We start from the raw sequence: 25,470 nt of genomic DNA on the forward strand, positions 1-25,470 counted from the left end.
ATCGGACAGAGGCATGTAGTTGTCGATCCCGACAAAGTCGATATTGTCATCCGCCCAAAGGGGATCGAGGTGAAAGAACCTGTCTCCTGTCCCCGAAGGTTGATAGCCGAAATATTCGCTCCAATCCGCTGCATAGCCGATCTTGGTATCCGGCCCGAGAATTTGGCGCACGTCCGCAGCCAGCTGGCGCAGCTGCTCGACGGCAGGAAAGCCGTTTTCTCCGCGAATTTGCGTCAGCCCCCGCATTTCCGAACTGATGCAGAAGGAACTAACACCGCCTGCGATCTGACAGAGGGTGGCATAGTGCAGGATAAAGCGGCGCAGCCCCCATTCCTGCGGGCCGGAATACGTCACCTGCCCCGCGCTGATGCCAAAATCGCCAACCTGAGCCGCCCCGAAAAACGCGGCCACCTGCGCGTCGGCCTCGGCTGTCTGGTCCGGCGACCCACCGCGCCCCGGAGCCACGTCCAGCGTGATCCGTCCACGCCAGGGCAGATGCGGCTGCTCTGCGTCCGACCAGGGGTCGGGCAGGCCGTTCTGCTGCAATTGATCCATCAGGATGAACGGGTAGAACATCACATCCTTGCCGGTCTCCTTCAGATGCTGGATCGCCTGCACAACCGCGCCATCCGCCGGGGTGCCACCGTAAACGGGCCGGTCATCCTGATGCTGGACCACTTGGGCCGTATTGCGCCGCAGGCCCGACACGACCCACGGCATATTCACGCCATCTATGTCATCGCGCACCACCTTGGGCGTGATCTGACACTCACCGCAGCGCAGGTCATCTCCGAACCATGAGACAATCAGGGAGGCCGCTTCGCAGCCCGGCAGCTCTCGTGTCAGTGCTTTGGTCGAGGTGATCAGATCCGGCTCGCCCGAGGCCGAGTTGACATTGGCCGCCCAACTGCGCCCGCGCCCTTGGGAATAGTTCACCTGCGTGCTGGCCAGCGCATACTCGCCGGTGCCCGGCATCAGGGCCACGCCCTTGACGATCTGGCCCAGCGCGGATGGGTGATCCGGCATCTCGGGCTGTGTGGGGCGCACCACTTCGAACGAGAACTGAGGCACCCGGTTGCCAAAGGACGCCAGCTGGAAGTCCTCGATCACTACATAAGCCGTACCGCGATAGGCCGGGACATTGCCGGTGCCCTCGACGGCCTCGATCAGAGGATCGGGGAGTTGATCCTGTGTCCCGTGATAGACACGGATATTGAGGCTCGCGCGCTCCTGCTCCTCGCCATCGGCCCAGACGCGCGTGACATCGGCGATCTCGCCCGCGCCGACCGCAATCGCCAGAGAGATCGAGTAGCTATAGGTCGTTGTCGTCACCTTGGGCGGTTTCGGCGAACCCTTGCCGCCCCCGCCTGAGGATTGCGTGCTTGTGGTCCGGGTCTCAAGAAAGTCCGAGGCCCAGATCACCTGACCGCCCACGCGCATACGGCCAAAGACCGTGGCCACGGGGGCACCCTCGGCTGTTTCGGTCAGGCGGAAACGGTCCATGCGGCCGGTCTCGACGACTTCGCTGCCACTGCCCATGACCGATTGGCTCATCATGCGTTGGTCGATCACGCGGCCCAGCGTGGCCCCGACCGCCCGACCGACAATCGCAGTGGACAAACCGGCCACCGTGCCGCCGATCGAGCCGCCCAGCGCAGCCCCTGCTGCGGAAAGAAGAATAGTAGCCATCAGCGACCCTCCAACGGGAATTCAAAACAGGCGACCACCCGGCGGCGCCAGGGGTCGCTCAGGGCGTTTTCGACAACGCCATGTCCGGAATAGGCATGGATGAAGCGCGGCACCTCGCCGGTGCTGCTGACGATCCCCAGATGTTTGGCAACACCGCTATCGCGCATTCGGAACAGCAGCACATCCCCGGCCACCATTTCGGCTGAGGGCTTTTCGCTCAGATGCCTGCGCGCAGCCGCCCACATGCGTTCTTCACCCTGCGGTTCGGACCAGTCCATGCTGTAGACGGGAACCGCCTCGGGTTCGTGCCCGATCACCTCGCGCCACACGCCGCGCAGCAGGCCCAGACAATCCGTCCCCGCCCCGCGAACCGAGGCCTGATGCACATAAGGCGTGCCCAGCCATGCGCGTGCGGTGTCCACGATCTCTTGTTTGCGTTTCGTCATCGTCTGCTACCGCCTGTATTCGCGTTGCCTTTCTTGGGCACCGCCATCACCCAGTCCTCGCCTGGCAGATCCGGAAATCCCTGGAAGTTCAGGAAATTGTTGAATTTCAATCGGCAGGTCTCCATCCGCTTGTCGCAACCAGCGGTCAGGCGCACCCGGTCTCCAACAGCCAATCCACCCCCAATGCTGGCCCAAAGGGTGATCTCGCGCCCATCTTCCTTCCGACGGTCCTGCTTGATCGACCCCCATAGCCCATTTGCTGTACCCGAGGTCACATCCAAACGTCCCCGTTCGAACCAGGCTTCGTCGGAGGAGGCCCCACCAAGCAGCCGAAGCGACGTGCCTCCGTCAAAACCGGAGACCTCGGCCTCGACCTGATAGCCGGGCTGGCTTACGGCAAATCGGCACGCGGAATCCCCCAACACGGCCGTGCAGGGCTTTTGGTAGATCCGTCCCAGAGGGCGGTTCAGCAGATCGGTCAGTCCGCGCAGCTCTGCGTGAAAGGCTCCACCCGCGCGCCGCAGCTCACCAATCGAGCCGCGAAACTGCAGCACACGTTGCTCGGGCGCGGCCCAATTGACCAGCCAGGCGCGCACCTCGGCCCCGTCAAAGCGACCGGCCTCAATATCATCCTCACGGACCGAGGCATCGGACAGAGCGCCCATCGCCTCTGAATTGTCGATCGACAACCCGGTGGCCTGCTCGATGGCGGCTGCTGTCAGGCCGGTGCTGGCCCGAAAGGTCAGCCCGTCGAACCGCAGCTCCATATCATGATCGGTGAAGCCAAAGACCTGGCTGTCTTTGCGGGTGATCGCCCAGCAGCGGCACACAGTGGTCAGACCGCTTTGCAGATGGGCCTGAAGTGCCTGAGTATCCCCGCTCATCAGACGCGCACCTCGACCACGGGGACGTTTGGCACATCCCCGGCCTGAAAGCTGGCAACGCTGGTCTGGATCTTGTCGGTGTCGAAACGCACCGGCACGTCAAACTCGAACCCCGCCGTGATCTCGACCTGTTCGGGCGGAGGGGCCACGAATGAGACCACCCCACGGGCCAGATCAACCTCATAGTCGACGCCTTCGCGCATGGCATCCTGATCCAGACCCAAACGCACCGTACCGAGGACGGGCTTGGTGATCGGTCGCACATAGCTGACCCCGCCCGAGCTATAGGTTTTCACCAGTTGAAACTCGGTACACTCTCCGTCGCCACGCGCGATGACCTGATCGCCGTGATCGACGTCAGCCGTAGCTGATCCCGACTTGTAGTCCGACCAGTCCTTCCAGCGGAACCCGAACATCTGGCCCTGACGTGCTTCGAAAAAGGAGATCATCGTTTCGATGTCATCCAACGACCGCATCCCCAGCCCAGCATCATAGCGCCTGCGCGAATGCGCCCAGGGCGTGTTGCGTTCTTCAAAACCGTTGGCAAGCGTCACGATATCCGTGCGCCGCTCGGGCCCGCCGACCGAGCCGAAGCTCAGGCTGGCGGGAAATCTCACCTCGTGGAAATTCATCTTCTGCTCCCCTTATCTATTGCGATTGCCACGACCCAAGGCGCGGCTCATCTGCGCCGCGATCTGGCCCTGCGACCGGCGGAATCCCTGCACATCGGGCGTGGAGATATTCATCACCACATTCACGGCACGCCCGCCGCCCTGCGTCCGGACGCCCAGCTTGCCGTCCGCGCCGCGCGCCAGAGGCATGATCGCCTCCGGCCCAGCCTCACCCATCAGACCCGTGCCGCCCCGCATCGGAAACATCGTCGGACTGCTGACTACGCCGCCATTGGCAAAGGGCATCACCCGGCCCTGGCTAAAGCTGCCACCATCCGCAAAAGGCAGAATGCCCTGCACCAGACTGCCAACCCCATTGGCCAGCATGCCGCCAAAATGATCCGTCACCGGCTTGATCGCCGCCGAATAGGCTGTGCGGATCATCGAGTTCTTCAGCACATCCAGCGCATCCGACAGGTTCATCCCGTCCAGCACCACGCCGTCAAACGCCTTGCGCAAACCGCCGGACAGACCCCGTTCCAGAGTGGCAACATCCTTACCAGTCTCTTCAAAGGCCGCCCTGACCCGCTGCAAGTGACCATCAAACGCCGCCGCCATGCTGGCCGCGTCGCCCAGCGCGTCGCCTAGCGACTCGCCCCGTTCCTGCAGGTCGTCAAAACCTTCACGATCCGTCATCACGCTCTCCTTGTTTCTTGTCCGGATAGGCCGCCAGCAAAGCGTCGAGGCCCTTCCGGTTCATCGCAGGCATCGCCGCGCCCTGCCCCAGCATCAGCCGCAGCTCGGCCGGGGTCAGACGCCAGAACTGATCCGGCGTCAGCCGCAGGCCGAGGATCCCGGCCCGCATCAGCGCGGGCCAGTCGAACCCGCTCACTGCTCTGGCACCATGAAGGCGCGGGCCAGCAATTCGGCCGCCGCCTTGGCACCCGCCATCGGTCCACCAGCGATTTCGGCATGCAGCAGGTCATCGCTTGTGACCGGCGCGCCGCCGCCGCGCAAACCGGCGACCAAAAGCGCCAGCACGTCACCGCTGGAATACCCGCCGCCTTCAAAGCGCTGCACCAATTCGACCAGAGATCCGGCCCCCAGTTCCTGTTACAATTCCGCCAAGGCACCCAATGTCAGCTTGAGCACCCGCTGCTCCCCATCGATGGTCAAAGCCACCTCGCCCGTCCACGGATTGGCCATCAGAGCGCCGTGAAGCTCAGCGCACCGGCGCTCCTGACTTCCGACATTTTTTCGTATAAGTCATTGATATTATTATGCCTTGGTTGCCAAAAGGCACTACACGGACTTTTTTCGCCAGCGATTGTTTCGGAGTGTTGAGGGAGCTCAGGCTTTGGTCTGGCCAGTTTTTCGGGTGCGCCCGGGGGGTATCTTGAAAGGGGCTTCGTTCCAGGTCAGGCCGACGCAGGTGAGGATGCGTCTGGCATCGACCGTGGCATGGCTTGGCATGCCGTAGCGGTCAGGGGTGCCTTTGTGGCGCAGGATCGAGAGCTGCAATGCGTTCAACTCGTTGCGGATACGAGCCGGGCTCATCGGGTGTCCGAGCAGGTCCAGATGCTTGCGCAGGTGCTGCAGGCAGCAGAAGGCCATGTAGCAGATGGCGATATGGGCCCGGACCCGACGCGGCGACCAGTGATAGATGGGCCGGATTTTCAGATCGTGCTTGTTGGTGCGGAAGCAGGCTTCGATCTCCCACAACTGGTGATAGCGGGCAATGACGTCCTGTGCCTCCAGTTCGTCCGCACCATGAACAACAATGGCATGCAGCCCGTCCCATTGTGCCGCTGCCTTGATCTTTGCATCATCCAGCGTGACGTCCCCGCTGTCGGGGAAGGCCAGGAAGCGGCCATATCCCCGGCTGCTGAAGCTGCCGGGTTTGCGAGAGCGCTTGAGCTTCTTGTGCAGCTTTTCGATTGCCTTGTCGCGCTTGTGGGCATCATTGCGTGCCCGGGTGGGTGACCAGGTCACAATGACCCGCGCTCCCTCCTGGTCGATCACCTTGTACCAGCCCTTCTCGGTTGCCTCTTCAGAACCGTGTCCAGCCCAAGGCTGGCGTCCCTCCGGGCTCAAAATGTTCGCCTTCACGGCGGCCGGGGCGGACTTCATGCGATAGCCGAGGATGTAGGGCAGACCCTTGTTCTGCAACATCTGCTGGTTGTCCTTGCTGAGCATGGCGGCATCGGCCACGAACGTGACCCTGGCCACGTCGAAGCGTCCCTCCAACGCCTTCAGCGCAGCTTCCAGCGTATGACCTTCCCAGGTGTTTCCCGGGAAGAGTTCATAGCCCACAGGCAGCCCATCGGAGGTGACGATCAGCGCCAGCATGACCTGAGCGCGGTGATGCTTGCCATCCTTGCTGAAGCCCTTGGCCAGAAGATGATCCTGCTCGACCCCGTCCGCATCCTCGGCCGGGTCCTCGCGCTCGGTGTCAAAGGCCAGGGTCGTGCAATCGTAGAACAGCACGGTCACTGGCCCGCCCAGCAACTTCTCTGCCGCCGCGTGAGAGGTTTTGCAAATCCCGTCTATCACCGGCGTATTGATGTAATCCATGCTCCGATAGACCACGTCCAGATTGAGCGTGATGCCTGCCTGGTTCTCCAACGCCTCCACGGTCGCGCGCTTGCTCTCGGGCTGTGCGATCCGCGCCATAACCAGCTCTTTCACAATGCGATTGGCACTTTTACGCGCCGCCCCCAGAAGGGCCCCCCAACCCAGTTGGTCATACATCGTCCCCATGACATCCCGCAGACCCAGAGAGACCCGCGCCTCCTCACGGCACTCGGCAAGATCAACGCCAAGCTTGTCCGGCCGCGGAGCGCGGCGCACCAGCGCCTGCAGATCGGCATATTCCGTGGGCGTGAACAGTTCCATTTGCGGCGAGCGATCAATGCGTAATTGCTCCATCAAGCGGCCCGCCAGACGCTTGATATCCTCAATCTCGCTGTCGTTATGGGCCACACCCACATGGCGCAGGATCTTCTGGCGTACCTTGGAGCCGGTGCGGACGGATTCAACGATCTGGATCCGTGTGCGGTTGAGCTTTGCGTCATGTTTGGTGCGGATGAACATGGGCGAAGAGGTTAGCCATCTGAAGGCCCATGTCAATACTTTTTATAATAATGGGGCACTACAACGCGCCTCTGAGCAACCACACCTGAAAACAAACCAAAAACCCAGTCAGATCAACAAAAAGGTCGGAAGTCAGGAAAAGCGCCAGCACGTCACCGCTGGAATACCCGCCGCCTTCAAAGCGCTGCACCAATTCGACCAGAGATCCGGCCCCCAGTTCCTGTTACAATTCCGCCAAGGCACCCAATGTCAGCTTGAGCACCCGCTGCTCCCCATCGATGGTCAAAGCCACCTCGCCCGTCCACGGATTGGCCATCAGAGCGCCGTGAAGCTCAGCGCACCGGCGCTTGCCATGCTCATCTCATAGGTCGCCTCACCGTTATGCGAGCCCGCATATTCGATGCTGCTGACCTGAAACGGCCCTTCGACGATGCCGAAATCGGGGATGATCACCTGAAAACCGGGCGTCTCGCCATCAAAGAACAGCTGACGCGCCCGTTCATCCGTGCCTTCGTCCTTGAACACCCCCGAGCCCGAGATCGAGGCCGACTTGACCCCCGCCCCTGACAGCAGCTCGCGCCACCCGCCCTGGCTTTCCAGGCTGGTGACATCGACGCTTTCCGCGTTGAAACTGATCCGCGTGGCGCGCAGGCCCGCGATGGTTTCGAACAGGCCCGTGCCGTTCATATCCACTTTAACCAACAGGTCTTTTCCATTCTGGGCAGCCATATGCTCTCTCCGTTGATTGCTTAGTCGTCTTCCACGCGGGCGCGGAATCTCAGGTCGATCTGGCGGATCGCGCCGCCAGTTCCCGTGCGTCGGGCGCTGGCCCGTTCGAACCACAGCCCCACCAGATGACCGCGGTCCAAACTCAGCGCGGCACCTTCCAGCGCGTCACAAACCGCGCCGGCCAGCGCCTTGGCGGCACCAAAACCTGCCGCCTCGGACACAACCGAGACCGTGAAGCGATGCACAGCCCCCGCGTTCGCGCGGTCCGAGGCCTCTCGCACCTCTTCCGGGCCCAAAGTCACGTAGGTCTGCGGCATGGTCCCCGCAGGAACCGCGTCATAGATCGCACCGCCCGACAGCGTGCTGACCTGCGCGTCGCCTGACAGCTGTTGAAACACCGCCGCCTGCAAAGCGGCTGAAACGCCATAGCTCATGCCGCCACCTCTTCATCTGCAAAACAGGTCAGGTACTGGCCGCGCGGGTCCCGCTCGGCCACAGCGCGGATCACGAACCGACGGGCACCTTCGCGGAACCGCTGGTCCGGAGCGGGCCGCATGCTCGAACCCTCGGGCGCGCCCCGTACAACGATCCGGTAGCCTACGCGCGAGACCGAAGCCCCACCGACCGCTCGTTCCGCCCCGCTACGCGCGGTCACCTCGGCCCAGAGCGAGCCCAAAGCGGCCCAGGTTTCAGTATAGCCCCCAGCGCCGTCAGCTGTGCGAACCGGCGCCTCCAGCTCCAGCTTGCGGTTCAATCGCGGCGCGTTCATTGCATCACCCCAGCGCCGAGGCGCACCGTGCGATAGCGTTGGATCAGGCTGGTCACACCGAAAGGCATACACCCTGCGCCCAAGGCCATTTCGTCGCGATATTCGTAGTAATGCGCCGCCAACAGCAGCACCGCCTGTCCCAGATCGGCGGGCAATCCGCCCCAATCTGCGGCCATGCCAGCTGTAAAGGCGATCTTTACCGATCCGCCGGTCTGGATTCTCGGCAAACAAGACCCCGCCGCCCGCACCCGAGGGCGCTGCGCATCCCTCTCCAACCGGTACGTCGCACTGTCCGCCACGGTCTCAGCGCCCAGCGCATCCGTCAGCGTCACAGCACCAACTGAAACCACCGGGGCCACCGGCAGAGTTTCGCTTTCGAGTTCGCGCCAGCCGTTCAGGCTCCACGAAAACTCGCGCTCGATCAGCACCTTGCCGGTGCGCGCCTCGATAGCTGCAATCGCTGCACGCAGAAAACCGGTCAGAACCTCATCCTGCGTATCACCCTCGGCGAACCCCGTGCCCAGCCGCAGATGCGCCTTGAACTGATCCACCGGCAGCGCCGCATCCGCGATGGCGGTTTCTTCGATCAACATCATCCATTCACTCCGCTATCTCGGACCCCTCCGGGGGCCTCTGTCAGGAAAATGACGGGCACGCGCCGCCCCACGTTGCTCGGACGGAGGGGAGCAGCTAGACAACGCGGGGGATCTCACCCCGGCCCGCGCCCGCCGCCCGAAGGGCCCTAAGGCCCCCCGGATTCAGCCCGCTTTAGGCGGTGCCGAATTTCACCAGCTTGATCGCAGCAAAGTCGCTTACGTCGCCGCCAACGCGATTGGTCGCGTAGAACAGAACATGCGGCTTGGCGCTGAACGGATCACGCAACACGCGCAGATCGGGACGTTCGGCAATGGTGTAACCTGCCTGGAAATCGCCAAAGGCAATCGAAAAGCTGTCGGTCGCCGCGTCCGGCATGTCCTCGGCAATCAGCACCGGATAGCCCATCAGACGCGCAGGCTCACCCGCGGCCAGACCATCGGACCACAAGAAGCGGCCATCGCTGTCCTTCAGCTTGCGGATCAGACCAGCGGTTTTCGAGTTCATCACGAAGGTGCCGTTCACGCGGTACTGCGCGCCCAGCGCATAGACCACATCCACGATCGCGCCCGCATCGACGCCACCCGCCGTACCGGTCGCAACGTAGCCTAGATTGCCCCAAGCCCAGACGTCATTGTCGACAGCCGGGTGGTCCAGAATACCCTTGGGCTTGTCCGCCCCGTCACCACCGATAAACGCGGCCGCCTCGGCGCGGGCGAATTTGTCGGCGATACGTCCGGCCAGCCAGCCCTCGACATCAAAGGCACTGTCATCCAGCAGGCGTTGCGAGGTCTTGGGCAGCGCGCTCAGCTCGTGCAGCGGGATCGAGATGCGGTCAATAGACGGCGTCGCGGTCTCGGTGGTGGCCGAGGCCTCATCGGCCCAACCCGCACCGACATCGGTATGGTCGATCAGCACGTCGAACGAGTTCGCCTCGACATTCACCACCGACGCAATTGACCGGATCGAAGCGGTCGAATTCAGGACCGACTTGATCGTTTCTGCGGTCTGCGGATCAATCAGATAGCCGCCATCGCTGTTCACAGCGCTCGAAAGGGATTTCGACTCCATTTCAAGCCCGCGCAGCCCATCATCCTCGCCCGAACGCACATAGGCGTCGAAAGCCTTTTGATGCGGTGCGCCGTCCTCAATCGAGGCAGCAAGATGCGGGCGCGCCGCGATGGTTGATTTACGATCCAGCATGGTCAGTCGCTCTTCTGTCTGTTGCAGTTTGGTTTTAACTTCAGCCTTGAGGCCCTTGAATTCATTGACGAAGCCAGCCATCGCCTGCTTCACCTCCTGAACCAGGGGCGCACCCTCTCCGGTCAAGGCCGGGGTTTCGGTCTTGCTCATCAGCACTTCCTTTTTGGGTGGATTCTGAGGCGCGCTAGGTCCGCGCCAGCTCCTGCCGGGCGTCTTGGAACACCTCGGCAATACTGCGCCAGGTGTTCTCGGCCTCGGGGTCCACACCCTTGGCCGCCACCCGCGCACTGGGCAGCATCGGGAAGGTCACCAGCGACACTTCCCACAGCTCCAGTTCAGTCATGTCAATCGGCATTGAATAATGACCCCCCATCGGCGTCCAAATTTGACCCCCCTTGGAGCTAAGAGGGGCGTTGAGGGGGTCGTGTTTAGGTTGATTCAGGAGGGGGTGGACAGCAGGTCAAACCGAAAAGAGAGCGTAGCTCGACTGAAGGTTTGACCTGCTGTCTGTTTTGAATTTATTCCCCGATTTCGAGGTTAGTCGCGGTGGTTAATTCGCCAGCTTTCGTTCCCGGTTTCGATGATATCGCAATGGTGTGTCAGTCGATCCAGGAGAGCAGTGGTCATTTTGGCATCTGTGAACACACTCGGCCATTCAGCAAATGCGAGGTTGGTTGTTAGCAGAATAGACGTTCGCTCGTACAGTTTGCTGATGAGATGGAAGAGTAATCGTCCACCAGACTCTGCGAACGGCAGATAACCGAGTTCGTCTATAATCACGAGGTCGACGCGGATCAGCTGCTCGCTGAGCCGCCCGGCGTTGCCTTCGCGATGTTCAGCCTCCAGCTTGTTCGCGAGATCCACAGCGCTGAAGAACCTGACCCGCCGGCGGTTATTGACCGCGTGGCCCCCGATCGCTGTTGCGAGATGCGTTTTGCCCGATCCGGTTCCACCGACCAGCACGCCATTCCTGGCCTGGTCCATAAAATCGCCGTCATGAAGATTGCGCACGACTTCCTCGTTGACGGGGCTGACCGTGAAGTCGAACTCAGGTAAGGACTTGCAGACCGGGAACTTTGCGGCACCCATCTGATACCGGATCGAGCGCGCAGTCTTTTCGGCCAGTTCGGCCGTGAGGAGTTCGGCCACGACCTGTTGGGGCCGCCAGTTGTTTTTGGCTGCGGCCTGCATCACTTCGTCAAAGCAGTTGACGATGCCTGGCAACTTCAGTTGACGGGCAAGTTCGAGAATTTCCTTACGCAGTTGCATGGGAGCCTCCAAGCCTGTCATAGCGAGCGCAATCCGCGATCGGTGCCATTTTCAGCTGCAGGTGGGCAGGCGGCTCAATCGCCTTTGGCGGCGGGGGATTGGTGCGCCGAGAGACAATGTTCAGGATCGCATCGGCCTTGCGCAGGCCAGATTTTAGAGCTTCTTCGCAGGCAGCCTCGACCACATCAATGTCGTGCTGGTAAGCAGCGAAAAGAATATCGGCAAGTTGCCGGTCTCCGTCGGATGTGCCCCGCAGATGGGTCCAGATCTGCGTCATTGCCGGTGGTAGGTCCCAGTCACGGAACGGTGCTCCATTGCGCAGAGCGCCAGGCTTGCGCTTGAGGACGGGCACATAGTGCCAAGGGTTGAAGATCGTTTTTCCTCGGCCGAAGCACCGTTCGTGCTCTCCGACAATCTCACCGTCTTGGCGCAGGACAATCCGCGTGGCGTAGACCTGCAACTGGACCTGACGTCCAACAGCTCTTGCCTCAACGCTGTATTTGTTTCTTTCGAAGTTGATCAGGCAGGTTCGGCTCACGGCGACCGTCTTTTCACGGAACCCGACGAAGGGCTTCTGCAGATGCGTCAGCAGCGGCTTTTCCTGCTGGAACTCCTCCCAGACCGTCACCTCCAGGTTTTCCGGATGCCGCAGTTCTTTTGCGCGTTTGATCGCGTCTTTTTGCAGCCGGGCATTCAATTCATCGAAGTCGGCCACCTCCAGACGCGGTGTAAAACTATAGGCGCGGCTCTCCTTGACCAGATTCTCAACCTGACCCTTCTCCCAACCGGCCGCGCGCGTACAGGCGATCGGGTTCACCAGATGATGAGAACACATCCGGGAGAATGCCTTGTTGAACTTTCTTTCCTTGCCCGACAGGATCGCATCGACGGCGGTCGTCATGTTATCGTAGATCCCGTTGATGCAGCCTCCACCAAAGAATTTGAAGGCCTCGTCGTGGGCATCAAAGACCATCTCCTGCGTCTCGCGCGGATAGGCAATGGAGAATGGCATGCGGCTATGGCAAAGTTTGAAATGGGCAACCTTCACGGTCGTGAGTGCACCGTCCATCAAAACCGTCTCCACACTCCAGTCGAACTGGTACGCCTCCCCAGGATCAAAGATCAGCGGGATGAACGCCTGCGCCTGTTGTCGGCCGTGCGCAATGCGCCAATTCTTTGTGTAGCGTCGAACACTGTCATACCCGCCGCCAAAACCATCATCGGAGAGTTCCTTCCAGATTTTGGTCATCCGCTTGCGGTGTTTCTTCGGAAGCGCCTCGTTCTCCTCAAGCGTTTCATCCAGACGCGCGCGCCAAGGCCCGAGCACCGGGTATGGCTGCGATTTGCGCTCATATTTGAACTCCGTCACTCCCGATCGGATTATCTTTCGAACCGTTGCACGGCTCAAATTGAGCGAACGGCAAATTTCCTTGATGCTCTTTTTTTCGATCAGGTGTAAGCGACGCACTTTTCTAATAGTTTCCACGCAAATCATCCCGCTTGCCTCTCCATCGACTGCTCAATGAAAAGGATGTCTACAACCATAGGGAGGGGTCAAATTTGGACGCCGATTTCCCCGCTTAGGGGGTCAAAATTGCACGCTTTTCTACAAGTCAGGACCCGCTGGCCCTTGTCATTCTTCACGGAGCGTTTGGTGCGATAACCAATCGACAGGCCATCCATCGCGCCCGCCCGGATCAATTCAGCCGCCTCACGGCCCTTTTGCGTGGCCTCCAGCAGACGCCCTTTGACCCAAAGACCCTGGTCATCTTCGCGCACCTCGTCCCAGACACCGATGGGCTGAGCCGGATCGTGCTGCCACAGCATCTTGACCCGCTGCCCAGCCTTTGCCAGCCCGTCGAGCGAGCCCCGATACGCCCCGCGTTGCACCACATCGCTGCCCTGATCGACCTGTCCGAACAGGCTGGCATAGCCTTCGATCACGGCGTCATCGGTGACGGACAAACCGTCCCCGAACCGCGCGAATTTATGTTCTAAATTCATGAACTTCTCCATGTAACTCACTGAACTCATGGCGTTACCACCAAGATGGATTGAAACGCCTGCGCCAGGATCACCGCGACCACGCCATAGACCGTCAGCCACAACCGCTTCTCCAGCCGTTCCATCATCTCTTCGATCTGATCCAACCGTCTGCACAGATACGCATGCTGGATTTCGGCCACCCGTTCATGTGTGGCCAGACGCAGGCCCGGCGCGCATTCAAACGGAGGATATCCGTCAGACATCCGCGCGCTCCGGCAGGCCCAGCAGGGCGCGCTTTTCAGCGTCCGTTAGGAAATCCGCCGCATTGACCCGCGCCCATTGCGCATCACGTTCCGCCGACAGCGCGGGCACCTGATCCAGATCGGGTTTCAGCATCAGATCCTCGCCGGTAAAGCCAATCAGCCACTCCGACACCACCGCCGCCACCCGCGTCACCAGAGGCAGCACGGTCAGGCGATAGAACGCCCGATTGGCCTCCTGGTAGTTCGAATAGGTCGCGTCGCCCTGGATCCCCAGCAGCATCGGCGGGACCCCAAAGGCAAGCGCGATCTCACGGGCGGCGGCTTCCTTGGTCTTTTGAAACTCCATATCGGACGGAGAGAAACCCATCGGCTTCCAATCCAGCCCCCCTTCCAGAACCATCGGACGCCCCGCATTGCGCGCCCCGCGATAGTTCTGCTCGATCTCGTCGCTTAGGCGCCGAAATTGATCCTCGGCCATCACCCCATGGCCATCGCCCTTCCACACCAGCGCCCCCGAAGGCCGCGCCGCGTTATCCAGCAACGATTTCGACCACCGGGACGCGCTGTTATGCACATCAATCGCCATCGCCGCCGCCTGCATCGGCGAGAACCCATAGTGATCATCCTGAGGATGGAACGACTTGATATGACAGATGTTTTCCGCCGCAAATCGGTGCTTGTTACCGCCAACCGCATAGTCATACGCCTTGGGCCATCCATCCGCGCCCGGCACCACGCTCATCCGGTCCGAGCGTAAGACATGCAGTTCAACCGGCAGGCTTTCATCAGTCTGCACAGCCTCGACGTAGGCATTACCCGACAGCAGCAACTGCCCGAACAAGGCCTCCATCAACTCCGCTCGCCCCTGTGCCGCATTCGGACGCCGCATGAGGGAAAGGATCGGGTGAACGTCATAGCGCTGCGTCTGATCCTGCAGTACCAAGGGCAGGGCCGCCGCCGCCTCGGCAATCAACTTGACCGAGCGAAACCCCACCGGGTTCCCCGAAAACCCAGTACGTGTCAGCGACACCGCGTCCCGAGGGCTCCACGCCACGTGCCCGCCCGTCTGCCACGCCACCACGGGGCCTGCCGCGCTCGCCTTCGCCTCGGGCGCTTCCCTGGCCGCTCCACGACGCGAGAAATCGAATACCATGTCCAGATGCTCCTTTCTGCCGCCGCTCTGCCCGGCTTGTTGAAAGGAGTTATGACGGTGAGAAGTTTAAACCTTGGGAATGGAGCGCGCGTAGGGTGAGCAACACAAGCACCCAAAATCATCTGTGGTCTGAGTAGTAGACAGAATTGGTGACGAGACCGATACTCTATTGAGACAACCTTTGTTACTTTTGGATTACCATTTCAAATTTGCGCAGTTTCATGGATCGGGAAGGAACACAATATGTTCAACGAGGCAGTGAAAAACGGTGGCGTCGCGGTTGTTACCGGGGCAGCAAGTGGGGTCGGACGTGCTGCGGCACTACGGTTTGCGCAGGCGGGTCTGGGTGTCGTTCTGGCAGACCTACCCGGAGCACAGCTTGAAGCAACAGTTCAAGAAGCACGCCAATTGGCGTCCGCTGACGCACCTATTGAAGGCATACCGACTGATGTGACATCAGATGAAGACGTAAACAAACTTGCCGATCGCGCATTTGAGATAGGTCCAATTGCTGCTTTGATGAACAACGCAGGGATTAGTTTGCCGACAACCGCTTGGTCGGAAATGGAAAACTGGCAGCGACTTTTGCAAGTAAACTTTTTCGGCGTTCTGCGAGGTGTGCAGGCCTTTATGCCTCGCATGATCGAAGCTAACCGCTCTGCTGTAGTCATAAATACCGGCTCGAAACAGGGTATTACAACACCGCCGGGCAACCCCGGCTATAATGTCACCAAAGCCGCGGTCAAAGTGCTCAGCGAACAATTGGCTCATGAGTTGCGAGAAGCCGGAGCGCCAATTTCTGTTCACTTGTTTGTGCCAGGTTTTACATACACTGGTATGATTGCATCTTTCCTCCCGGAAAAACCGCCCGCGGCGTGGACCAGTGAACAAACGGTTGATCACTTGTTCAATCGAATGGCCAATGGTGATTTTTATATCCTTTGCCCGGACAACGATGTCGACGAGATACGCGACCGACGTCGAGCACAATGGGCTATTCAAGACATTACCGAAAACCGCCCTGCACTCTCTCGCTGGCATCCCGACTACGCAGAAGCGTTCGCTAAATTCGAGAAAACTGGTGAGCAATAGCTAATGGCACTGCACCCGAGGCCGCCGATACGCCCTTGCGGGCCCAACCATCAACTCGTGCAGTGCGCAGTCCAGCGAGTCGAGCCGGTCGTGCAAGCCCTGCGCTGAATCCAAAATGGCCAATTGTAAAAAATAGCCGCTCGTTGAACTTTGAACCAAATTCCTTTTCAGTCGCAGCCAAAGTCTTTTGAATTCATGCCAGAGATGTTGTTTGCGTCTCATATGCCCCCCACGTGCGCTTCGAATGCATGAGGGCACACGATGAATGAAAAAGACCCTGTCCCGCCCATCTACTACGATGCGCACGATATCTGGACAAACGAACCTACCGCTGCTGACAAACACGTCTACGAGGTGTTTGCTTCAAGCGTAGTCAATCTTGTGCAGGTGCTTGATGACTACAAAACAATGACGTCACCGGATGTCTATGCAAGGCTGTTTTCTTCGCTGTTGGCGTTGTCCCGATTGCTCGGTGAATATGAGGACAGTTGGAGCAAAGGGAAGCCGATGTCCTGAATCTCTGTGCTTTCAGCAAGTGGTCAGTCCGCTAGGAAAAACGTGATCGTTGGAAAGCAAACTTTCTAGAGCTCACAAACTTCGCACCCTAGGCCGCCGATACGCGCCTGCAGGCCCCACAATCAACTCATGCAGAGCCCAGACCAGCGCGTCGACGCGGTCAGGTGAGCCCTGCCCCTCGAACCCGCGCGCGGTCATCTGGCACATCTGTTCTTCCAGCGAGTCCAAGCCAATCACGTGGCCAACCCGACCCTGCTCGTACAACGCCGCCACAGGCTCGGCCCTCGCGACCTTACCGCGAGAGGCTCGCACTGCGCGGAACGGGACCAAAGGGTCTACCTGCCGCACGACCTCTTCCACCAGTTGCCCGCCCTGATTGACCTCGGCCACCAACCGCTCAGCCCCGAACTCATCCATCGCGTCAATCGCCGCCTGCGCCCAGCCCGCCGGGCCGACGCCCTGAACTGTCCGGTCGGCCAGCACGTAGGCGCGCCACGCCTCGGGCGGCCCCTGTAGCTGCGCGCCCACGACCACGATCCCGCAGGCATCGGCGTTCGATCCCGCCGTCACTGCCGGATCCAATGCCACAACTACCCGGTCCAGCTCGGGCAAATGCGCGCACCGCGCCGCCTCCAGCATCGAACCCGTCCACAACGCCCCCTCGGCATCTGACAATAGCACCCCGTCCAACTCCTGCCGCCCCAGCCGCGTGCCTGCGTAGCGCGCGCGCACCTCCTCGAGGAAGGACGGAGCCAGATTGGCCCGGTTCGCCTCGGTTGGCGCATGGGTTTGAACGTTGGACGGAGACGCCAGCAACTCTTTCAAAACCTTCACATTGCGCGGCGTGGTCGTCACGCAAACCCGAGGCTGATCCCCCAAACGCAAAGCGAATTGCAGCATATCCCAGGTCTCACCCGCCTTCTTCCATTTGGCCAACTCATCCACCCAGGCCGCATCGAACTGCGGGCCGCGCAGCCCCTCAGGATCATGCGCCGAAAACGCCTGCGCCTCGGCCCCGTTGGGCCAGATCAGCTTGCGTTCCGAGGCCTTCCACATGGGCCGTCGATCTGGCGGCGAACATTGCAAAATCCCGCTATCGCCAAAGATCATCACATCGCGCACCTGATCAAAGGTCTCACCCACCAACGCCACACGAGACGCTACGCCCTCGTCTAAAGGCTTGGACCCCTCGACCATCGACCGCACCCATTCCGACCCTGCGCGCGTCTTGCCAGCCCCGCGCCCGCCCATGATCACCCAGGACCTCCAGTCCCCGTCAGGAGGCAACTGATGTGGCAGCGCCCAGAACTCGAAAAGGAAAGGGAGGGCACAAAGCCCCCCCCTCCCCGATCTCACTCAGAAATCTGTCCTGCACCGCAACAGGTGCGGAGGCGAGCCAGCCTGCACCCGACCTCAAACCGAGCCCGGTCAAGGTCGAGCGCGTATCCCCCTTGGGCAATTCCGGCTTGTCTGTGATTTTGTTCGACAAAGCTTGTCTCCACTTTCTGGCAACTGCGGATCAGCCCCTCTAGCTGGCCGAGTTGCTTGCCTGTTCCGGCAAGGTCTGCATCCTCCCCGGCTCCGATCTGCTGGCGCAGTTCTTCCGCTGTATGGCGCAGATCGCGAATGGACCTCTCGAGCGACTGCAACAAGTCAGCCGTCTGGGAAATCCGCTCTTCCGGGGTAATCAAAGTCATGTTTGCCTGTGACCTCATGCGTGAGTTTTCTCCGCACGAGAGAAATGAAAAAACGGCCACCGGGTCGCCCCGGGGCCGTTGCCCACTTCTTCTAGCATGGCACAACTTATACGAGAATGAGTGCGCGGCGTCAAGTTTGTGCGCAACGGGTCGCAACGCCTAAACCGTTCTGTACATTAAACTTTTCACAACCCTCCGCGAGCGTTCTCCTGCGCGAACCATCTTATCGACAGAAAAACCCCACCAATACAGCTCGCATATGCAGATTAAACACAGACTTATTTCCCAATTACGTTTCCTTTTTTGAGAAAAAGAAGGAAATTGGTCCTCATTTGTGCTATTTTGACCATTATGCTCATCATTTTGTGAGCATGATTCAACCTAGAACGAAGTTGTTTATTTTTTGGAGTAGTTATGTCACGCCAACCCCATGGGCTTAGCCGATATGAAACGCTGGTAAAAGAATGCGCGGATACCCCACGCCCGCCGCTGCCGGATACGTTTGGACGAATCGGGCATCGCAACCCTCTCTCAGGTATCGCCCCAGGCGGTGAGCCTTTTGATACCGCCGATGTCCTCGCCGCGTTTGATGCAGCGGTTGACTCAATGAAAGATGCCAATGACCCACAGGGGCATGACGTCGCCGCCGGTATGACCTTCTTCGGTCAATTCGTCGACCACGATGTAACGCTGGACGCGACCTCGGCCATTGGGACAGTTATTGATCCAGCTACCATTCGTAATATCCGCACCCCGACACTGGACCTCGATTGCGTCTACGGCGATGGCCCGGAAGCATCGCCGCACCTCTATCACCCGGACCATCACGGCTTCCTTCTTTTTGGAAACGCTGACAATCATCTCGATCTTGCCCGAACCAAGCAAGGTACAGCCCTTATTGGCGACCCTCGTAACGACGAGAACCAGATCGTATCGCAATTGCAGGGCGCATTTATCTGCCTACACAATATCGTTATGACAGCCTTGGAGGCAGACAGTGGCATGGCGCGCAAAGCCTTGTCCGGCATTTCAGCGGCAGCCATGCATACATTCAAGAAGAGCGAGGAGCCTTTCCAGGTTGCGCGCCGAATTTGTCGGCTGCACTATCAGTATCTCGTGGCCCATGATTTGCTTCAGGCATTCGTCGACGCCCACACTCTTAAACATGTGCGCGATCATCTCGAAGGTGGGACACTTCCGAAGCCTTTCAAAGATGACTCTCCGGTTATGCCGATAGAATTCTCCGGCGCTGCTTACCGCTTCGGACACGCAACAGTGCAATCCAAATACCAACTCAATCATGACAATCTGGATTTCGACCTGTTCAAGCTAGGACGGCCCGAGTTCTCCTTCCGACCGTCAGACCTGAATATTCACTTTGAGAAATTGTTCGACTATCCCGGTCAAACTGCAGAAGCGCGTGCGCGCCCCATTGGGCGCAAAATGGCGCAATCCATTTTCGCGCTTCCCTTCATCAGCGGCACGGCAGATATCGGCGGCGCCACAATGACCGAAGACCAGAACCGCAAACTTCCCTTGCGCAACCTGCTGCGCGACCGTCTCACGTTGCCTGACTTCCGACCTTTTTGTTGATCTGACTGGGTTTTTGGTTTGTTTTCAGGTGTGGTTGCTCAGAGGCGCGTTGTAGTGCCCCATTATTATAAAAAGTATTGACATGGGCCTTCAGATGGCTAACCTCTTCGCCCATGTTCATCCGCACCAAACATGACGCAAAGCTCAACCGCACACGGATCCAGATCGTTGAATCCGTCCGCACCGGCTCCAAGGTACGCCAGAAGATCCTGCGCCATGTGGGTGTGGCCCATAACGACAGCGAGATTGAGGATATCAAGCGTCTGGCGGGCCGCTTGATGGAGCAATTACGCATTGATCGCTCGCCGCAAATGGAACTGTTCACGCCCACGGAATATGCCGATCTGCAGGCGCTGGTGCGCCGCGCTCCGCGGCCGGACAAGCTTGGCGTTGATCTTGCCGAGTGCCGTGAGGAGGCGCGGGTCTCTCTGGGTCTGCGGGATGTCATGGGGACGATGTATGACCAACTGGGTTGGGGGGCCCTTCTGGGGGCGGCGCGTAAAAGTGCCAATCGCATTGTGAAAGAGCTGGTTATGGCGCGGATCGCACAGCCCGAGAGCAAGCGCGCGACCGTGGAGGCGTTGGAGAACCAGGCAGGCATCACGCTCAATCTGGACGTGGTCTATCGGAGCATGGATTACATCAATACGCCGGTGATAGACGGGATTTGCAAAACCTCTCACGCGGCGGCAGAGAAGTTGCTGGGCGGGCCAGTGACCGTGCTGTTCTACGATTGCACGACCCTGGCCTTTGACACCGAGCGCGAGGACCCGGCCGAGGATGCGGACGGGGTCGAGCAGGATCATCTTCTGGCCAAGGGCTTCAGCAAGGATGGCAAGCATCACCGCGCTCAGGTCATGCTGGCGCTGATCGTCACCTCCGATGGGCTGCCTGTGGGCTATGAACTCTTCCCGGGAAACACCTGGGAAGGTCATACGCTGGAAGCTGCGCTGAAGGCGTTGGAGGGACGCTTCGACGTGGCCAGGGTCACGTTCGTGGCCGATGCCGCCATGCTCAGCAAGGACAACCAGCAGATGTTGCAGAACAAGGGTCTGCCCTACATCCTCGGCTATCGCATGAAGTCCGCCCCGGCCGCCGTGAAGGCGAACATTTTGAGCCCGGAGGGACGCCAGCCTTGGGCTGGACACGGTTCTGAAGAGGCAACCGAGAAGGGCTGGTACAAGGTGATCGACCAGGAGGGAGCGCGGGTCATTGTGACCTGGTCACCCACCCGGGCACGCAATGATGCCCACAAGCGCGACAAGGCAATCGAAAAGCTGCACAAGAAGCTCAAGCGCTCTCGCAAACCCGGCAGCTTCAGCAGCCGGGGATATGGCCGCTTCCTGGCCTTCCCCGACAGCGGGGACGTCACGCTGGATGATGCAAAGATCAAGGCAGCGGCACAATGGGACGGGCTGCATGCCATTGTTGTTCATGGTGCGGACGAACTGGAGGCACAGGACGTCATTGCCCGCTATCACCAGTTGTGGGAGATCGAAGCCTGCTTCCGCACCAACAAGCACGATCTGAAAATCCGGCCCATCTATCACTGGTCGCCGCGTCGGGTCCGGGCCCATATCGCCATCTGCTACATGGCCTTCTGCTGCCTGCAGCACCTGCGCAAGCATCTGGACCTGCTCGGACACCCGATGAGCCCGGCTCGTATCCGCAACGAGTTGAACGCATTGCAGCTCTCGATCCTGCGCCACAAAGGCACCCCTGACCGCTACGGCATGCCAAGCCATGCCACGGTCGATGCCAGACGCATCCTCACCTGCGTCGGCCTGACCTGGAACGAAGCCCCTTTCAAGATACCCCCCGGGCGCACCCGAAAAACTGGCCAGACCAAAGCCTGAGCTCCCTCAACACTCCGAAACAATCGCTGGCGAAAAAAGTCCGTGTAGTGCCTTTTGGCAACCAAGGCATAATAATATCAATGACTTATACGAAAAAATGTCGGAAGTCAGGAGAACCGCAAACTTCCCTTGCGCAACCTGCTGCGCGACCGTCTCACGTTGGAGCTTGCCTCAGGTCAGCAAATGGCGCGCAAGATGCATGTGCCCGAACTTGCCGCTCCGCCTGAGCTGTCAGACCACGGCGTCACCAAAACACCGCTGTGGTACTACTGTCTGCAAGAGGCTGAAGGTCATGGCGGACGACTTGGGCCGGTGGGCGGCACGATCGTCGCGACGGTGCTGCTACGACTTCTGTATCTTGACCCGGAAAGCCTGGCCTGCTCGACCCACGACTTTAAGCCGTGGAAAGAACTTGGTGCAGATGATGACGGCACATACTCGATGGGTCATATGCTGAAATTCGTTGAAGCCAATCGCGATAGCATCGCCCATGCGGGGGATCTTCGCACCTAAACCTACCATGCCCTGATCCGGTAAGTCGGATCAGGGTTTTCGCGCGACCAAGGAACCATCACTCACAAGCCTTGACATTTCATTCGCCACGCATCATGTGCCTCTGACCAGCGCTGACGCGTGAGCCTCGGCGGGCACCATCTGCCCCACAGCGCCACAGATTTCTCCAGTTCCCCATCACGCAGGGTTCTTAACGCGACGACCAGATAGAGCAGGATCCGCCTGCCTGTCCCGAGGTCCCGCTTGACCCTACCGGTCGCGAATGCGGCCCATCACGACTTGCCCGTTGGTGAATGCTGCGGGCGGCAAAGGATAAATATTGTTCGACTTCGATATGCTGGGCCTTGCACCAGCGCTCAACGATGCACTCAAAAGTGCGAATTTCTCACAACCCACGCCGATCCAGAACCAAGCGATCCCGCTGGCTCTGAATGGGCATGACATTCTGGGGCTGGCGCAGACCGGTACCGGCAAAACGCTGGCCTTTGGCCTGCCGTTGATTGATCACCTGCTGAACCAACCCGGCAAACCTGCACCTAAAACGGCCAAGGCATTGATCCTTGCGCCCACACGCGAGCTTGTGAACCAGATTGCCGACAGCCTGCGGGTTCTGACCGGCAAGACCAAACTGCGCGTGGCAACAGTTGTGGGTGGCCAGTCCATCAACAAACAGATCGCCTTTCTGGGCCGCGGCACAGATATTCTGGTGGCCACACCTGGGCGTCTGATCGACGTGATGGAGCGAAAGGCCGTCGACCTTGGGTCGGTTCGCCACCTTGTTCTGGACGAAGCCGACCAGATGCTGGATCTTGGCTTCATCCACGCGTTGCGCAAAATCGCGCCTGCTCTGGGCACGCCGCGTCAGACCATGCTGTTCTCGGCCACGATGCCAAAGCAGATGGAAGAGATCAGCCGGGCTTACCTCACCAACCCGCAGCGGGTGCAGGTCTCTCCTCCGGGTAAAGCGGCGGACAAGATCACGCAATCGGTTCACTTCGTCACCAAACCCGAGAAACCTGGCAAATTGCGAGAGATTCTGTCGCAGGACACCGACGCCCTGACCCTTGTCTTCTCGCGCACCAAGCACGGGGCCGAGAAGCTGATGAAGGGGCTTGTCGCCGATGGCTACAACGCCGCCTCGATCCACGGCAACAAAAGCCAGGGGCAGCGGGACCGCGCCATCAAGGCCTTCCGCGCGGGAGAGATCAACGTGCTGGTCGCAACCGATGTCGCCGCGCGTGGGATCGACATTCCCGGTGTGGCCTATGTGATCAACTACGACCTGCCCGAGGTGCCCGACAATTATGTCCACCGCATTGGCCGTACGGCCCGCGCCGGTCGCGAAGGCGAGGCGATTGCGTTCTGCTCCGCGGAAGAGGTCGATCTGCTGCGTCAGATACAAAGACTTATGAAGATCGACATCCCGGTTGCCAGCGGCACTCAGCCCGAACCTGTTGAGGCGGAACGTGGCGGGCGTCGCCAGAACAATCGGCGTTTCAAGCCGAGACCGGCGAACGGAGGTGCGAAACCTGGGCAAAACAAGCGCCGGCGCCCCCGTCGCAAACCCGCAGCCTGACCAAAAAAAACAGCGCCGAAAGCGGCGCTGTCCTGACTTCCGACCTTTTTGTTGATCTGACTGGGTTTTTGGTTTGTTTTCAGGTGTGGTTGCTCAGAGGCGCGTTGTAGTGCCCCATTATTATAAAAAGTATTGACATGGGCCTTCAGATGGCTAACCTCTTCGCCCATGTTCATCCGCACCAAACATGACGCAAAGCTCAACCGCACACGGATCCAGATCGTTGAATCCGTCCGCACCGGCTCCAAGGTACGCCAGAAGATCCTGCGCCATGTGGGTGTGGCCCATAACGACAGCGAGATTGAGGATATCAAGCGTCTGGCGGGCCGCTTGATGGAGCAATTACGCATTGATCGCTCGCCGCAAATGGAACTGTTCACGCCCACGGAATATGCCGATCTGCAGGCGCTGGTGCGCCGCGCTCCGCGGCCGGACAAGCTTGGCGTTGATCTTGCCGAGTGCCGTGAGGAGGCGCGGGTCTCTCTGGGTCTGCGGGATGTCATGGGGACGATGTATGACCAACTGGGTTGGGGGGCCCTTCTGGGGGCGGCGCGTAAAAGTGCCAATCGCATTGTGAAAGAGCTGGTTATGGCGCGGATCGCACAGCCCGAGAGCAAGCGCGCGACCGTGGAGGCGTTGGAGAACCAGGCAGGCATCACGCTCAATCTGGACGTGGTCTATCGGAGCATGGATTACATCAATACGCCGGTGATAGACGGGATTTGCAAAACCTCTCACGCGGCGGCAGAGAAGTTGCTGGGCGGGCCAGTGACCGTGCTGTTCTACGATTGCACGACCCTGGCCTTTGACACCGAGCGCGAGGACCCGGCCGAGGATGCGGACGGGGTCGAGCAGGATCATCTTCTGGCCAAGGGCTTCAGCAAGGATGGCAAGCATCACCGCGCTCAGGTCATGCTGGCGCTGATCGTCACCTCCGATGGGCTGCCTGTGGGCTATGAACTCTTCCCGGGAAACACCTGGGAAGGTCATACGCTGGAAGCTGCGCTGAAGGCGTTGGAGGGACGCTTCGACGTGGCCAGGGTCACGTTCGTGGCCGATGCCGCCATGCTCAGCAAGGACAACCAGCAGATGTTGCAGAACAAGGGTCTGCCCTACATCCTCGGCTATCGCATGAAGTCCGCCCCGGCCGCCGTGAAGGCGAACATTTTGAGCCCGGAGGGACGCCAGCCTTGGGCTGGACACGGTTCTGAAGAGGCAACCGAGAAGGGCTGGTACAAGGTGATCGACCAGGAGGGAGCGCGGGTCATTGTGACCTGGTCACCCACCCGGGCACGCAATGATGCCCACAAGCGCGACAAGGCAATCGAAAAGCTGCACAAGAAGCTCAAGCGCTCTCGCAAACCCGGCAGCTTCAGCAGCCGGGGATATGGCCGCTTCCTGGCCTTCCCCGACAGCGGGGACGTCACGCTGGATGATGCAAAGATCAAGGCAGCGGCACAATGGGACGGGCTGCATGCCATTGTTGTTCATGGTGCGGACGAACTGGAGGCACAGGACGTCATTGCCCGCTATCACCAGTTGTGGGAGATCGAAGCCTGCTTCCGCACCAACAAGCACGATCTGAAAATCCGGCCCATCTATCACTGGTCGCCGCGTCGGGTCCGGGCCCATATCGCCATCTGCTACATGGCCTTCTGCTGCCTGCAGCACCTGCGCAAGCATCTGGACCTGCTCGGACACCCGATGAGCCCGGCTCGTATCCGCAACGAGTTGAACGCATTGCAGCTCTCGATCCTGCGCCACAAAGGCACCCCTGACCGCTACGGCATGCCAAGCCATGCCACGGTCGATGCCAGACGCATCCTCACCTGCGTCGGCCTGACCTGGAACGAAGCCCCTTTCAAGATACCCCCCGGGCGCACCCGAAAAACTGGCCAGACCAAAGCCTGAGCTCCCTCAACACTCCGAAACAATCGC

The 25,470-nt window shown here is 59.9% G+C and carries 26 protein-coding genes and 4 pseudogenes; 7 read left to right on the plus strand and 23 right to left on the minus strand.

Annotated features, from left to right (window positions below; translation table 11 throughout):
• The 20 genes and pseudogenes from ACOERD_RS17490 to ACOERD_RS17585 form a co-directional block, all read right to left on the minus strand.
• Positions 1-1,689 (minus strand): annotated as a pseudogene (locus ACOERD_RS17490) (baseplate multidomain protein megatron); the annotation flags it as partial.
• A complete protein-coding gene (locus ACOERD_RS17495) occupies positions 1,689-2,135 on the minus strand; it encodes an NlpC/P60 family protein (RefSeq protein ID WP_419739882.1) in 447 nt (148 codons plus the stop codon). The pseudogene ACOERD_RS17490 and the gene ACOERD_RS17495, both read right to left, overlap by 1 nt.
• Positions 2,132-3,019, minus strand: coding sequence for a DUF2163 domain-containing protein (locus ACOERD_RS17500; RefSeq protein ID WP_419739883.1), 888 nt, complete (start codon positions 3,017-3,019; stop codon positions 2,132-2,134). The genes ACOERD_RS17495 and ACOERD_RS17500 overlap by 4 nt, the downstream gene beginning before the upstream one ends.
• Entirely contained in the window at positions 3,019-3,651 is a 633-nt protein-coding gene (locus ACOERD_RS17505; protein ID WP_419739884.1) for a phage distal tail protein, Rcc01695 family, read from the minus strand. Before ACOERD_RS17505 ends, ACOERD_RS17500 begins: the two co-directional genes overlap by 1 nt.
• Positions 3,652-3,663: 12 nt before the next feature.
• Positions 3,664-4,326, minus strand: coding sequence for a phage tail tape measure protein (locus tag ACOERD_RS17510; protein WP_170458816.1), 663 nt, complete (start codon positions 4,324-4,326; stop codon positions 3,664-3,666).
• Positions 4,313-4,522, minus strand: coding sequence for a rcc01693 family protein (locus ACOERD_RS17515; protein ID WP_419739885.1), 210 nt, complete (start codon positions 4,520-4,522; stop codon positions 4,313-4,315). The genes ACOERD_RS17510 and ACOERD_RS17515 overlap by 14 nt, the downstream gene beginning before the upstream one ends.
• A pseudogene (locus tag ACOERD_RS17520) lies at positions 4,519-4,836 on the minus strand (gene transfer agent family protein). The gene ACOERD_RS17515 and the pseudogene ACOERD_RS17520 overlap by 4 nt, the downstream one beginning before the upstream one ends.
• 144 nt (positions 4,837-4,980) lie before the next feature.
• Positions 4,981-6,723, minus strand: coding sequence for an IS1634 family transposase (locus ACOERD_RS17525; protein WP_419737624.1), 1,743 nt, complete (start codon positions 6,721-6,723; stop codon positions 4,981-4,983).
• Between the two features lie 133 nt (positions 6,724-6,856).
• Positions 6,857-7,039, minus strand: a pseudogene (locus ACOERD_RS17530) (gene transfer agent family protein); the annotation flags it as partial.
• Positions 7,039-7,452, minus strand: a complete 414-nt coding sequence (locus ACOERD_RS17535) for a phage major tail protein, TP901-1 family (RefSeq protein ID WP_170374021.1) — start codon at positions 7,450-7,452, stop codon at positions 7,039-7,041. The pseudogene ACOERD_RS17530 and the gene ACOERD_RS17535, both read right to left, overlap by 1 nt.
• Positions 7,453-7,472: 20 nt before the next feature.
• Positions 7,473-7,886, minus strand: coding sequence for a DUF3168 domain-containing protein (locus ACOERD_RS17540; RefSeq protein ID WP_419739886.1), 414 nt, complete (start codon positions 7,884-7,886; stop codon positions 7,473-7,475).
• Positions 7,883-8,221 (minus strand): phage head closure protein, encoded by a 339-nt coding sequence (locus ACOERD_RS17545; protein ID WP_170458826.1) that lies wholly within the window; start codon positions 8,219-8,221, stop codon positions 7,883-7,885. The genes ACOERD_RS17540 and ACOERD_RS17545 overlap by 4 nt, the downstream gene beginning before the upstream one ends.
• Entirely contained in the window at positions 8,218-8,817 is a 600-nt protein-coding gene (locus tag ACOERD_RS17550) for a head-tail connector protein (protein ID WP_419739887.1), read from the minus strand. Before ACOERD_RS17550 ends, ACOERD_RS17545 begins: the two co-directional genes overlap by 4 nt.
• Before the next feature lie 172 nt (positions 8,818-8,989).
• Positions 8,990-10,168: a phage major capsid protein gene (locus ACOERD_RS17555; protein WP_419739888.1), complete on the minus strand. Its 1,179-nt coding sequence runs from the start codon at positions 10,166-10,168 to the stop codon at positions 8,990-8,992.
• Between the two features lie 34 nt (positions 10,169-10,202).
• Positions 10,203-10,361 (minus strand): annotated as a pseudogene (locus tag ACOERD_RS17560) (HK97 family phage prohead protease); the annotation flags it as partial.
• Positions 10,362-10,555: 194 nt separating this feature from the next.
• Positions 10,556-11,287, minus strand: a complete 732-nt coding sequence (gene istB / locus ACOERD_RS17565) for an IS21-like element helper ATPase IstB (protein ID WP_419737606.1) — start codon at positions 11,285-11,287, stop codon at positions 10,556-10,558.
• On the minus strand, positions 11,274-12,782 hold the full coding sequence (gene istA / locus ACOERD_RS17570; RefSeq protein WP_419737605.1) for an IS21 family transposase: 1,509 nt from the start codon (positions 12,780-12,782) through the stop codon (positions 11,274-11,276). Before istA ends, istB begins: the two co-directional genes overlap by 14 nt.
• A gap of 59 nt (positions 12,783-12,841) precedes the next feature.
• Positions 12,842-13,291 carry an HK97 family phage prohead protease gene (locus ACOERD_RS17575; protein WP_419739889.1) on the minus strand — a complete coding sequence of 150 codons (450 nt, stop codon included), beginning with the start codon at positions 13,289-13,291 and terminating at the stop codon, positions 12,842-12,844.
• A gap of 26 nt (positions 13,292-13,317) precedes the next feature.
• Positions 13,318-13,536, minus strand: a complete 219-nt coding sequence (locus tag ACOERD_RS17580; protein WP_419739890.1) for a GTA head formation protein, RCAP_rcc01685 family — start codon at positions 13,534-13,536, stop codon at positions 13,318-13,320.
• Complete coding sequence (locus ACOERD_RS17585) at positions 13,529-14,689, minus strand: phage portal protein (RefSeq protein WP_419739891.1); 1,161 nt, start codon at positions 14,687-14,689, stop codon at positions 13,529-13,531. Before ACOERD_RS17585 ends, ACOERD_RS17580 begins: the two co-directional genes overlap by 8 nt.
• Before the next feature lie 243 nt (positions 14,690-14,932).
• On the opposite strand from ACOERD_RS17585, the gene ACOERD_RS17590 reads away from it, so the two are divergent.
• Together ACOERD_RS17590 and ACOERD_RS17595 are read left to right on the plus strand one after the other, a co-directional pair.
• Positions 14,933-15,781 (plus strand): SDR family NAD(P)-dependent oxidoreductase, encoded by an 849-nt coding sequence (locus tag ACOERD_RS17590; protein WP_419739892.1) that lies wholly within the window; start codon positions 14,933-14,935, stop codon positions 15,779-15,781.
• A gap of 261 nt (positions 15,782-16,042) precedes the next feature.
• The gene (locus ACOERD_RS17595; RefSeq protein WP_419739893.1) at positions 16,043-16,297 is read left to right on the plus strand and encodes a hypothetical protein; all 255 of its coding nucleotides are present in this window, start codon (positions 16,043-16,045) and stop codon (positions 16,295-16,297) included.
• Between the two features lie 72 nt (positions 16,298-16,369).
• Here the strand turns inward: ACOERD_RS17595 and ACOERD_RS17600 are convergent, their stop codons facing one another.
• The gene (locus ACOERD_RS17600) at positions 16,370-17,548 is read right to left on the minus strand and encodes a DNA-packaging protein (protein ID WP_419740163.1); all 1,179 of its coding nucleotides are present in this window, start codon (positions 17,546-17,548) and stop codon (positions 16,370-16,372) included.
• A 101-nt stretch (positions 17,549-17,649) separates the two neighbouring features.
• Positions 17,650-17,994 carry a hypothetical protein gene (locus ACOERD_RS17605; RefSeq protein ID WP_419740164.1) on the minus strand — a complete coding sequence of 115 codons (345 nt, stop codon included), beginning with the start codon at positions 17,992-17,994 and terminating at the stop codon, positions 17,650-17,652.
• 414 nt (positions 17,995-18,408) lie between these two features.
• Between ACOERD_RS17605 and ACOERD_RS17610 the strand changes: the two genes are divergently transcribed.
• The gene (locus ACOERD_RS17610) at positions 18,409-19,587 is read left to right on the plus strand and encodes a peroxidase family protein (protein WP_419739894.1); all 1,179 of its coding nucleotides are present in this window, start codon (positions 18,409-18,411) and stop codon (positions 19,585-19,587) included.
• Here ACOERD_RS17610 and ACOERD_RS17615 read toward each other — a convergent pair.
• Entirely contained in the window at positions 19,556-19,708 is a 153-nt protein-coding gene (locus ACOERD_RS17615; RefSeq protein ID WP_419739895.1) for a hypothetical protein, read from the minus strand. The genes ACOERD_RS17610 and ACOERD_RS17615 overlap by 32 nt on opposite strands.
• On the opposite strand from ACOERD_RS17615, the gene ACOERD_RS17620 reads away from it, so the two are divergent.
• The 4 genes from ACOERD_RS17620 (at position 19,701) to ACOERD_RS17635 (ending at position 25,443) form a co-directional block, all read left to right on the plus strand.
• On the plus strand, positions 19,701-21,443 hold the full coding sequence (locus ACOERD_RS17620; RefSeq protein ID WP_419737624.1) for an IS1634 family transposase: 1,743 nt from the start codon (positions 19,701-19,703) through the stop codon (positions 21,441-21,443). The genes ACOERD_RS17615 and ACOERD_RS17620 overlap by 8 nt on opposite strands.
• 129 nt (positions 21,444-21,572) lie before the next feature.
• Positions 21,573-21,956, plus strand: coding sequence for a hypothetical protein (locus ACOERD_RS17625; RefSeq protein WP_419739896.1), 384 nt, complete (start codon positions 21,573-21,575; stop codon positions 21,954-21,956).
• A 319-nt stretch (positions 21,957-22,275) separates the two neighbouring features.
• A complete protein-coding gene (locus ACOERD_RS17630; RefSeq protein ID WP_419739897.1) occupies positions 22,276-23,532 on the plus strand; it encodes a DEAD/DEAH box helicase in 1,257 nt (418 codons plus the stop codon).
• 168 nt (positions 23,533-23,700) lie between these two features.
• Positions 23,701-25,443 carry an IS1634 family transposase gene (locus ACOERD_RS17635; RefSeq protein WP_419737624.1) on the plus strand — a complete coding sequence of 581 codons (1,743 nt, stop codon included), beginning with the start codon at positions 23,701-23,703 and terminating at the stop codon, positions 25,441-25,443.
• The last annotated feature ends 27 nt before the right edge of the window (positions 25,444-25,470 follow it).

The organism is Ruegeria sp. (genome assembly GCF_965199275.1).
GTDB lineage: Bacteria > Pseudomonadota > Alphaproteobacteria > Rhodobacterales > Rhodobacteraceae > Ruegeria.

What these genes read in the sequence shown, in the direction of transcription:
- ACOERD_RS17495 (WP_419739882.1), bottom strand. Translation starts at nt 2,135, where the DNA reads ATGACGAAACGCAAACAAGAGATCGTGGACACCGCACGCGCATGGCTG.
- ACOERD_RS17500 (WP_419739883.1), bottom strand. Translation starts at nt 3,019, where the DNA reads ATGAGCGGGGATACTCAGGCACTTCAGGCCCATCTGCAAAGCGGTCTG.
- ACOERD_RS17505 (WP_419739884.1), bottom strand. Translation starts at nt 3,651, where the DNA reads ATGAATTTCCACGAGGTGAGATTTCCCGCCAGCCTGAGCTTCGGCTCG.
- ACOERD_RS17510 (WP_170458816.1), bottom strand. Translation starts at nt 4,326, where the DNA reads ATGACGGATCGTGAAGGTTTTGACGACCTGCAGGAACGGGGCGAGTCG.
- ACOERD_RS17525 (WP_419737624.1), bottom strand. Translation starts at nt 6,723, where the DNA reads ATGTTCATCCGCACCAAACATGACGCAAAGCTCAACCGCACACGGATC.
- ACOERD_RS17535 (WP_170374021.1), bottom strand. Translation starts at nt 7,452, where the DNA reads ATGGCTGCCCAGAATGGAAAAGACCTGTTGGTTAAAGTGGATATGAAC.
- ACOERD_RS17540 (WP_419739886.1), bottom strand. Translation starts at nt 7,886, where the DNA reads ATGAGCTATGGCGTTTCAGCCGCTTTGCAGGCGGCGGTGTTTCAACAG.
- ACOERD_RS17545 (WP_170458826.1), bottom strand. Translation starts at nt 8,221, where the DNA reads ATGAACGCGCCGCGATTGAACCGCAAGCTGGAGCTGGAGGCGCCGGTT.
- ACOERD_RS17550 (WP_419739887.1), bottom strand. Translation starts at nt 8,817, where the DNA reads ATGATGTTGATCGAAGAAACCGCCATCGCGGATGCGGCGCTGCCGGTG.
- ACOERD_RS17555 (WP_419739888.1), bottom strand. Translation starts at nt 10,168, where the DNA reads ATGAGCAAGACCGAAACCCCGGCCTTGACCGGAGAGGGTGCGCCCCTG.
- istB (WP_419737606.1), bottom strand. Translation starts at nt 11,287, where the DNA reads ATGCAACTGCGTAAGGAAATTCTCGAACTTGCCCGTCAACTGAAGTTG.
- istA (WP_419737605.1), bottom strand. Translation starts at nt 12,782, where the DNA reads ATGATTTGCGTGGAAACTATTAGAAAAGTGCGTCGCTTACACCTGATC.
- ACOERD_RS17575 (WP_419739889.1), bottom strand. Translation starts at nt 13,291, where the DNA reads ATGAATTTAGAACATAAATTCGCGCGGTTCGGGGACGGTTTGTCCGTC.
- ACOERD_RS17580 (WP_419739890.1), bottom strand. Translation starts at nt 13,536, where the DNA reads ATGTCTGACGGATATCCTCCGTTTGAATGCGCGCCGGGCCTGCGTCTG.
- ACOERD_RS17585 (WP_419739891.1), bottom strand. Translation starts at nt 14,689, where the DNA reads ATGGTATTCGATTTCTCGCGTCGTGGAGCGGCCAGGGAAGCGCCCGAG.
- ACOERD_RS17590 (WP_419739892.1), top strand. Translation starts at nt 14,933, where the DNA reads ATGTTCAACGAGGCAGTGAAAAACGGTGGCGTCGCGGTTGTTACCGGG.
- ACOERD_RS17595 (WP_419739893.1), top strand. Translation starts at nt 16,043, where the DNA reads ATGAATGAAAAAGACCCTGTCCCGCCCATCTACTACGATGCGCACGAT.
- ACOERD_RS17600 (WP_419740163.1), bottom strand. Translation starts at nt 17,548, where the DNA reads ATGGGCGGGCGCGGGGCTGGCAAGACGCGCGCAGGGTCGGAATGGGTG.
- ACOERD_RS17605 (WP_419740164.1), bottom strand. Translation starts at nt 17,994, where the DNA reads ATGACTTTGATTACCCCGGAAGAGCGGATTTCCCAGACGGCTGACTTG.
- ACOERD_RS17610 (WP_419739894.1), top strand. Translation starts at nt 18,409, where the DNA reads ATGTCACGCCAACCCCATGGGCTTAGCCGATATGAAACGCTGGTAAAA.
- ACOERD_RS17620 (WP_419737624.1), top strand. Translation starts at nt 19,701, where the DNA reads ATGTTCATCCGCACCAAACATGACGCAAAGCTCAACCGCACACGGATC.
- ACOERD_RS17615 (WP_419739895.1), bottom strand. Translation starts at nt 19,708, where the DNA reads ATGAACATGGGCGAAGAGGTTAGCCATCTGAAGGCCCATGTCAATACT.
- ACOERD_RS17635 (WP_419737624.1), top strand. Translation starts at nt 23,701, where the DNA reads ATGTTCATCCGCACCAAACATGACGCAAAGCTCAACCGCACACGGATC.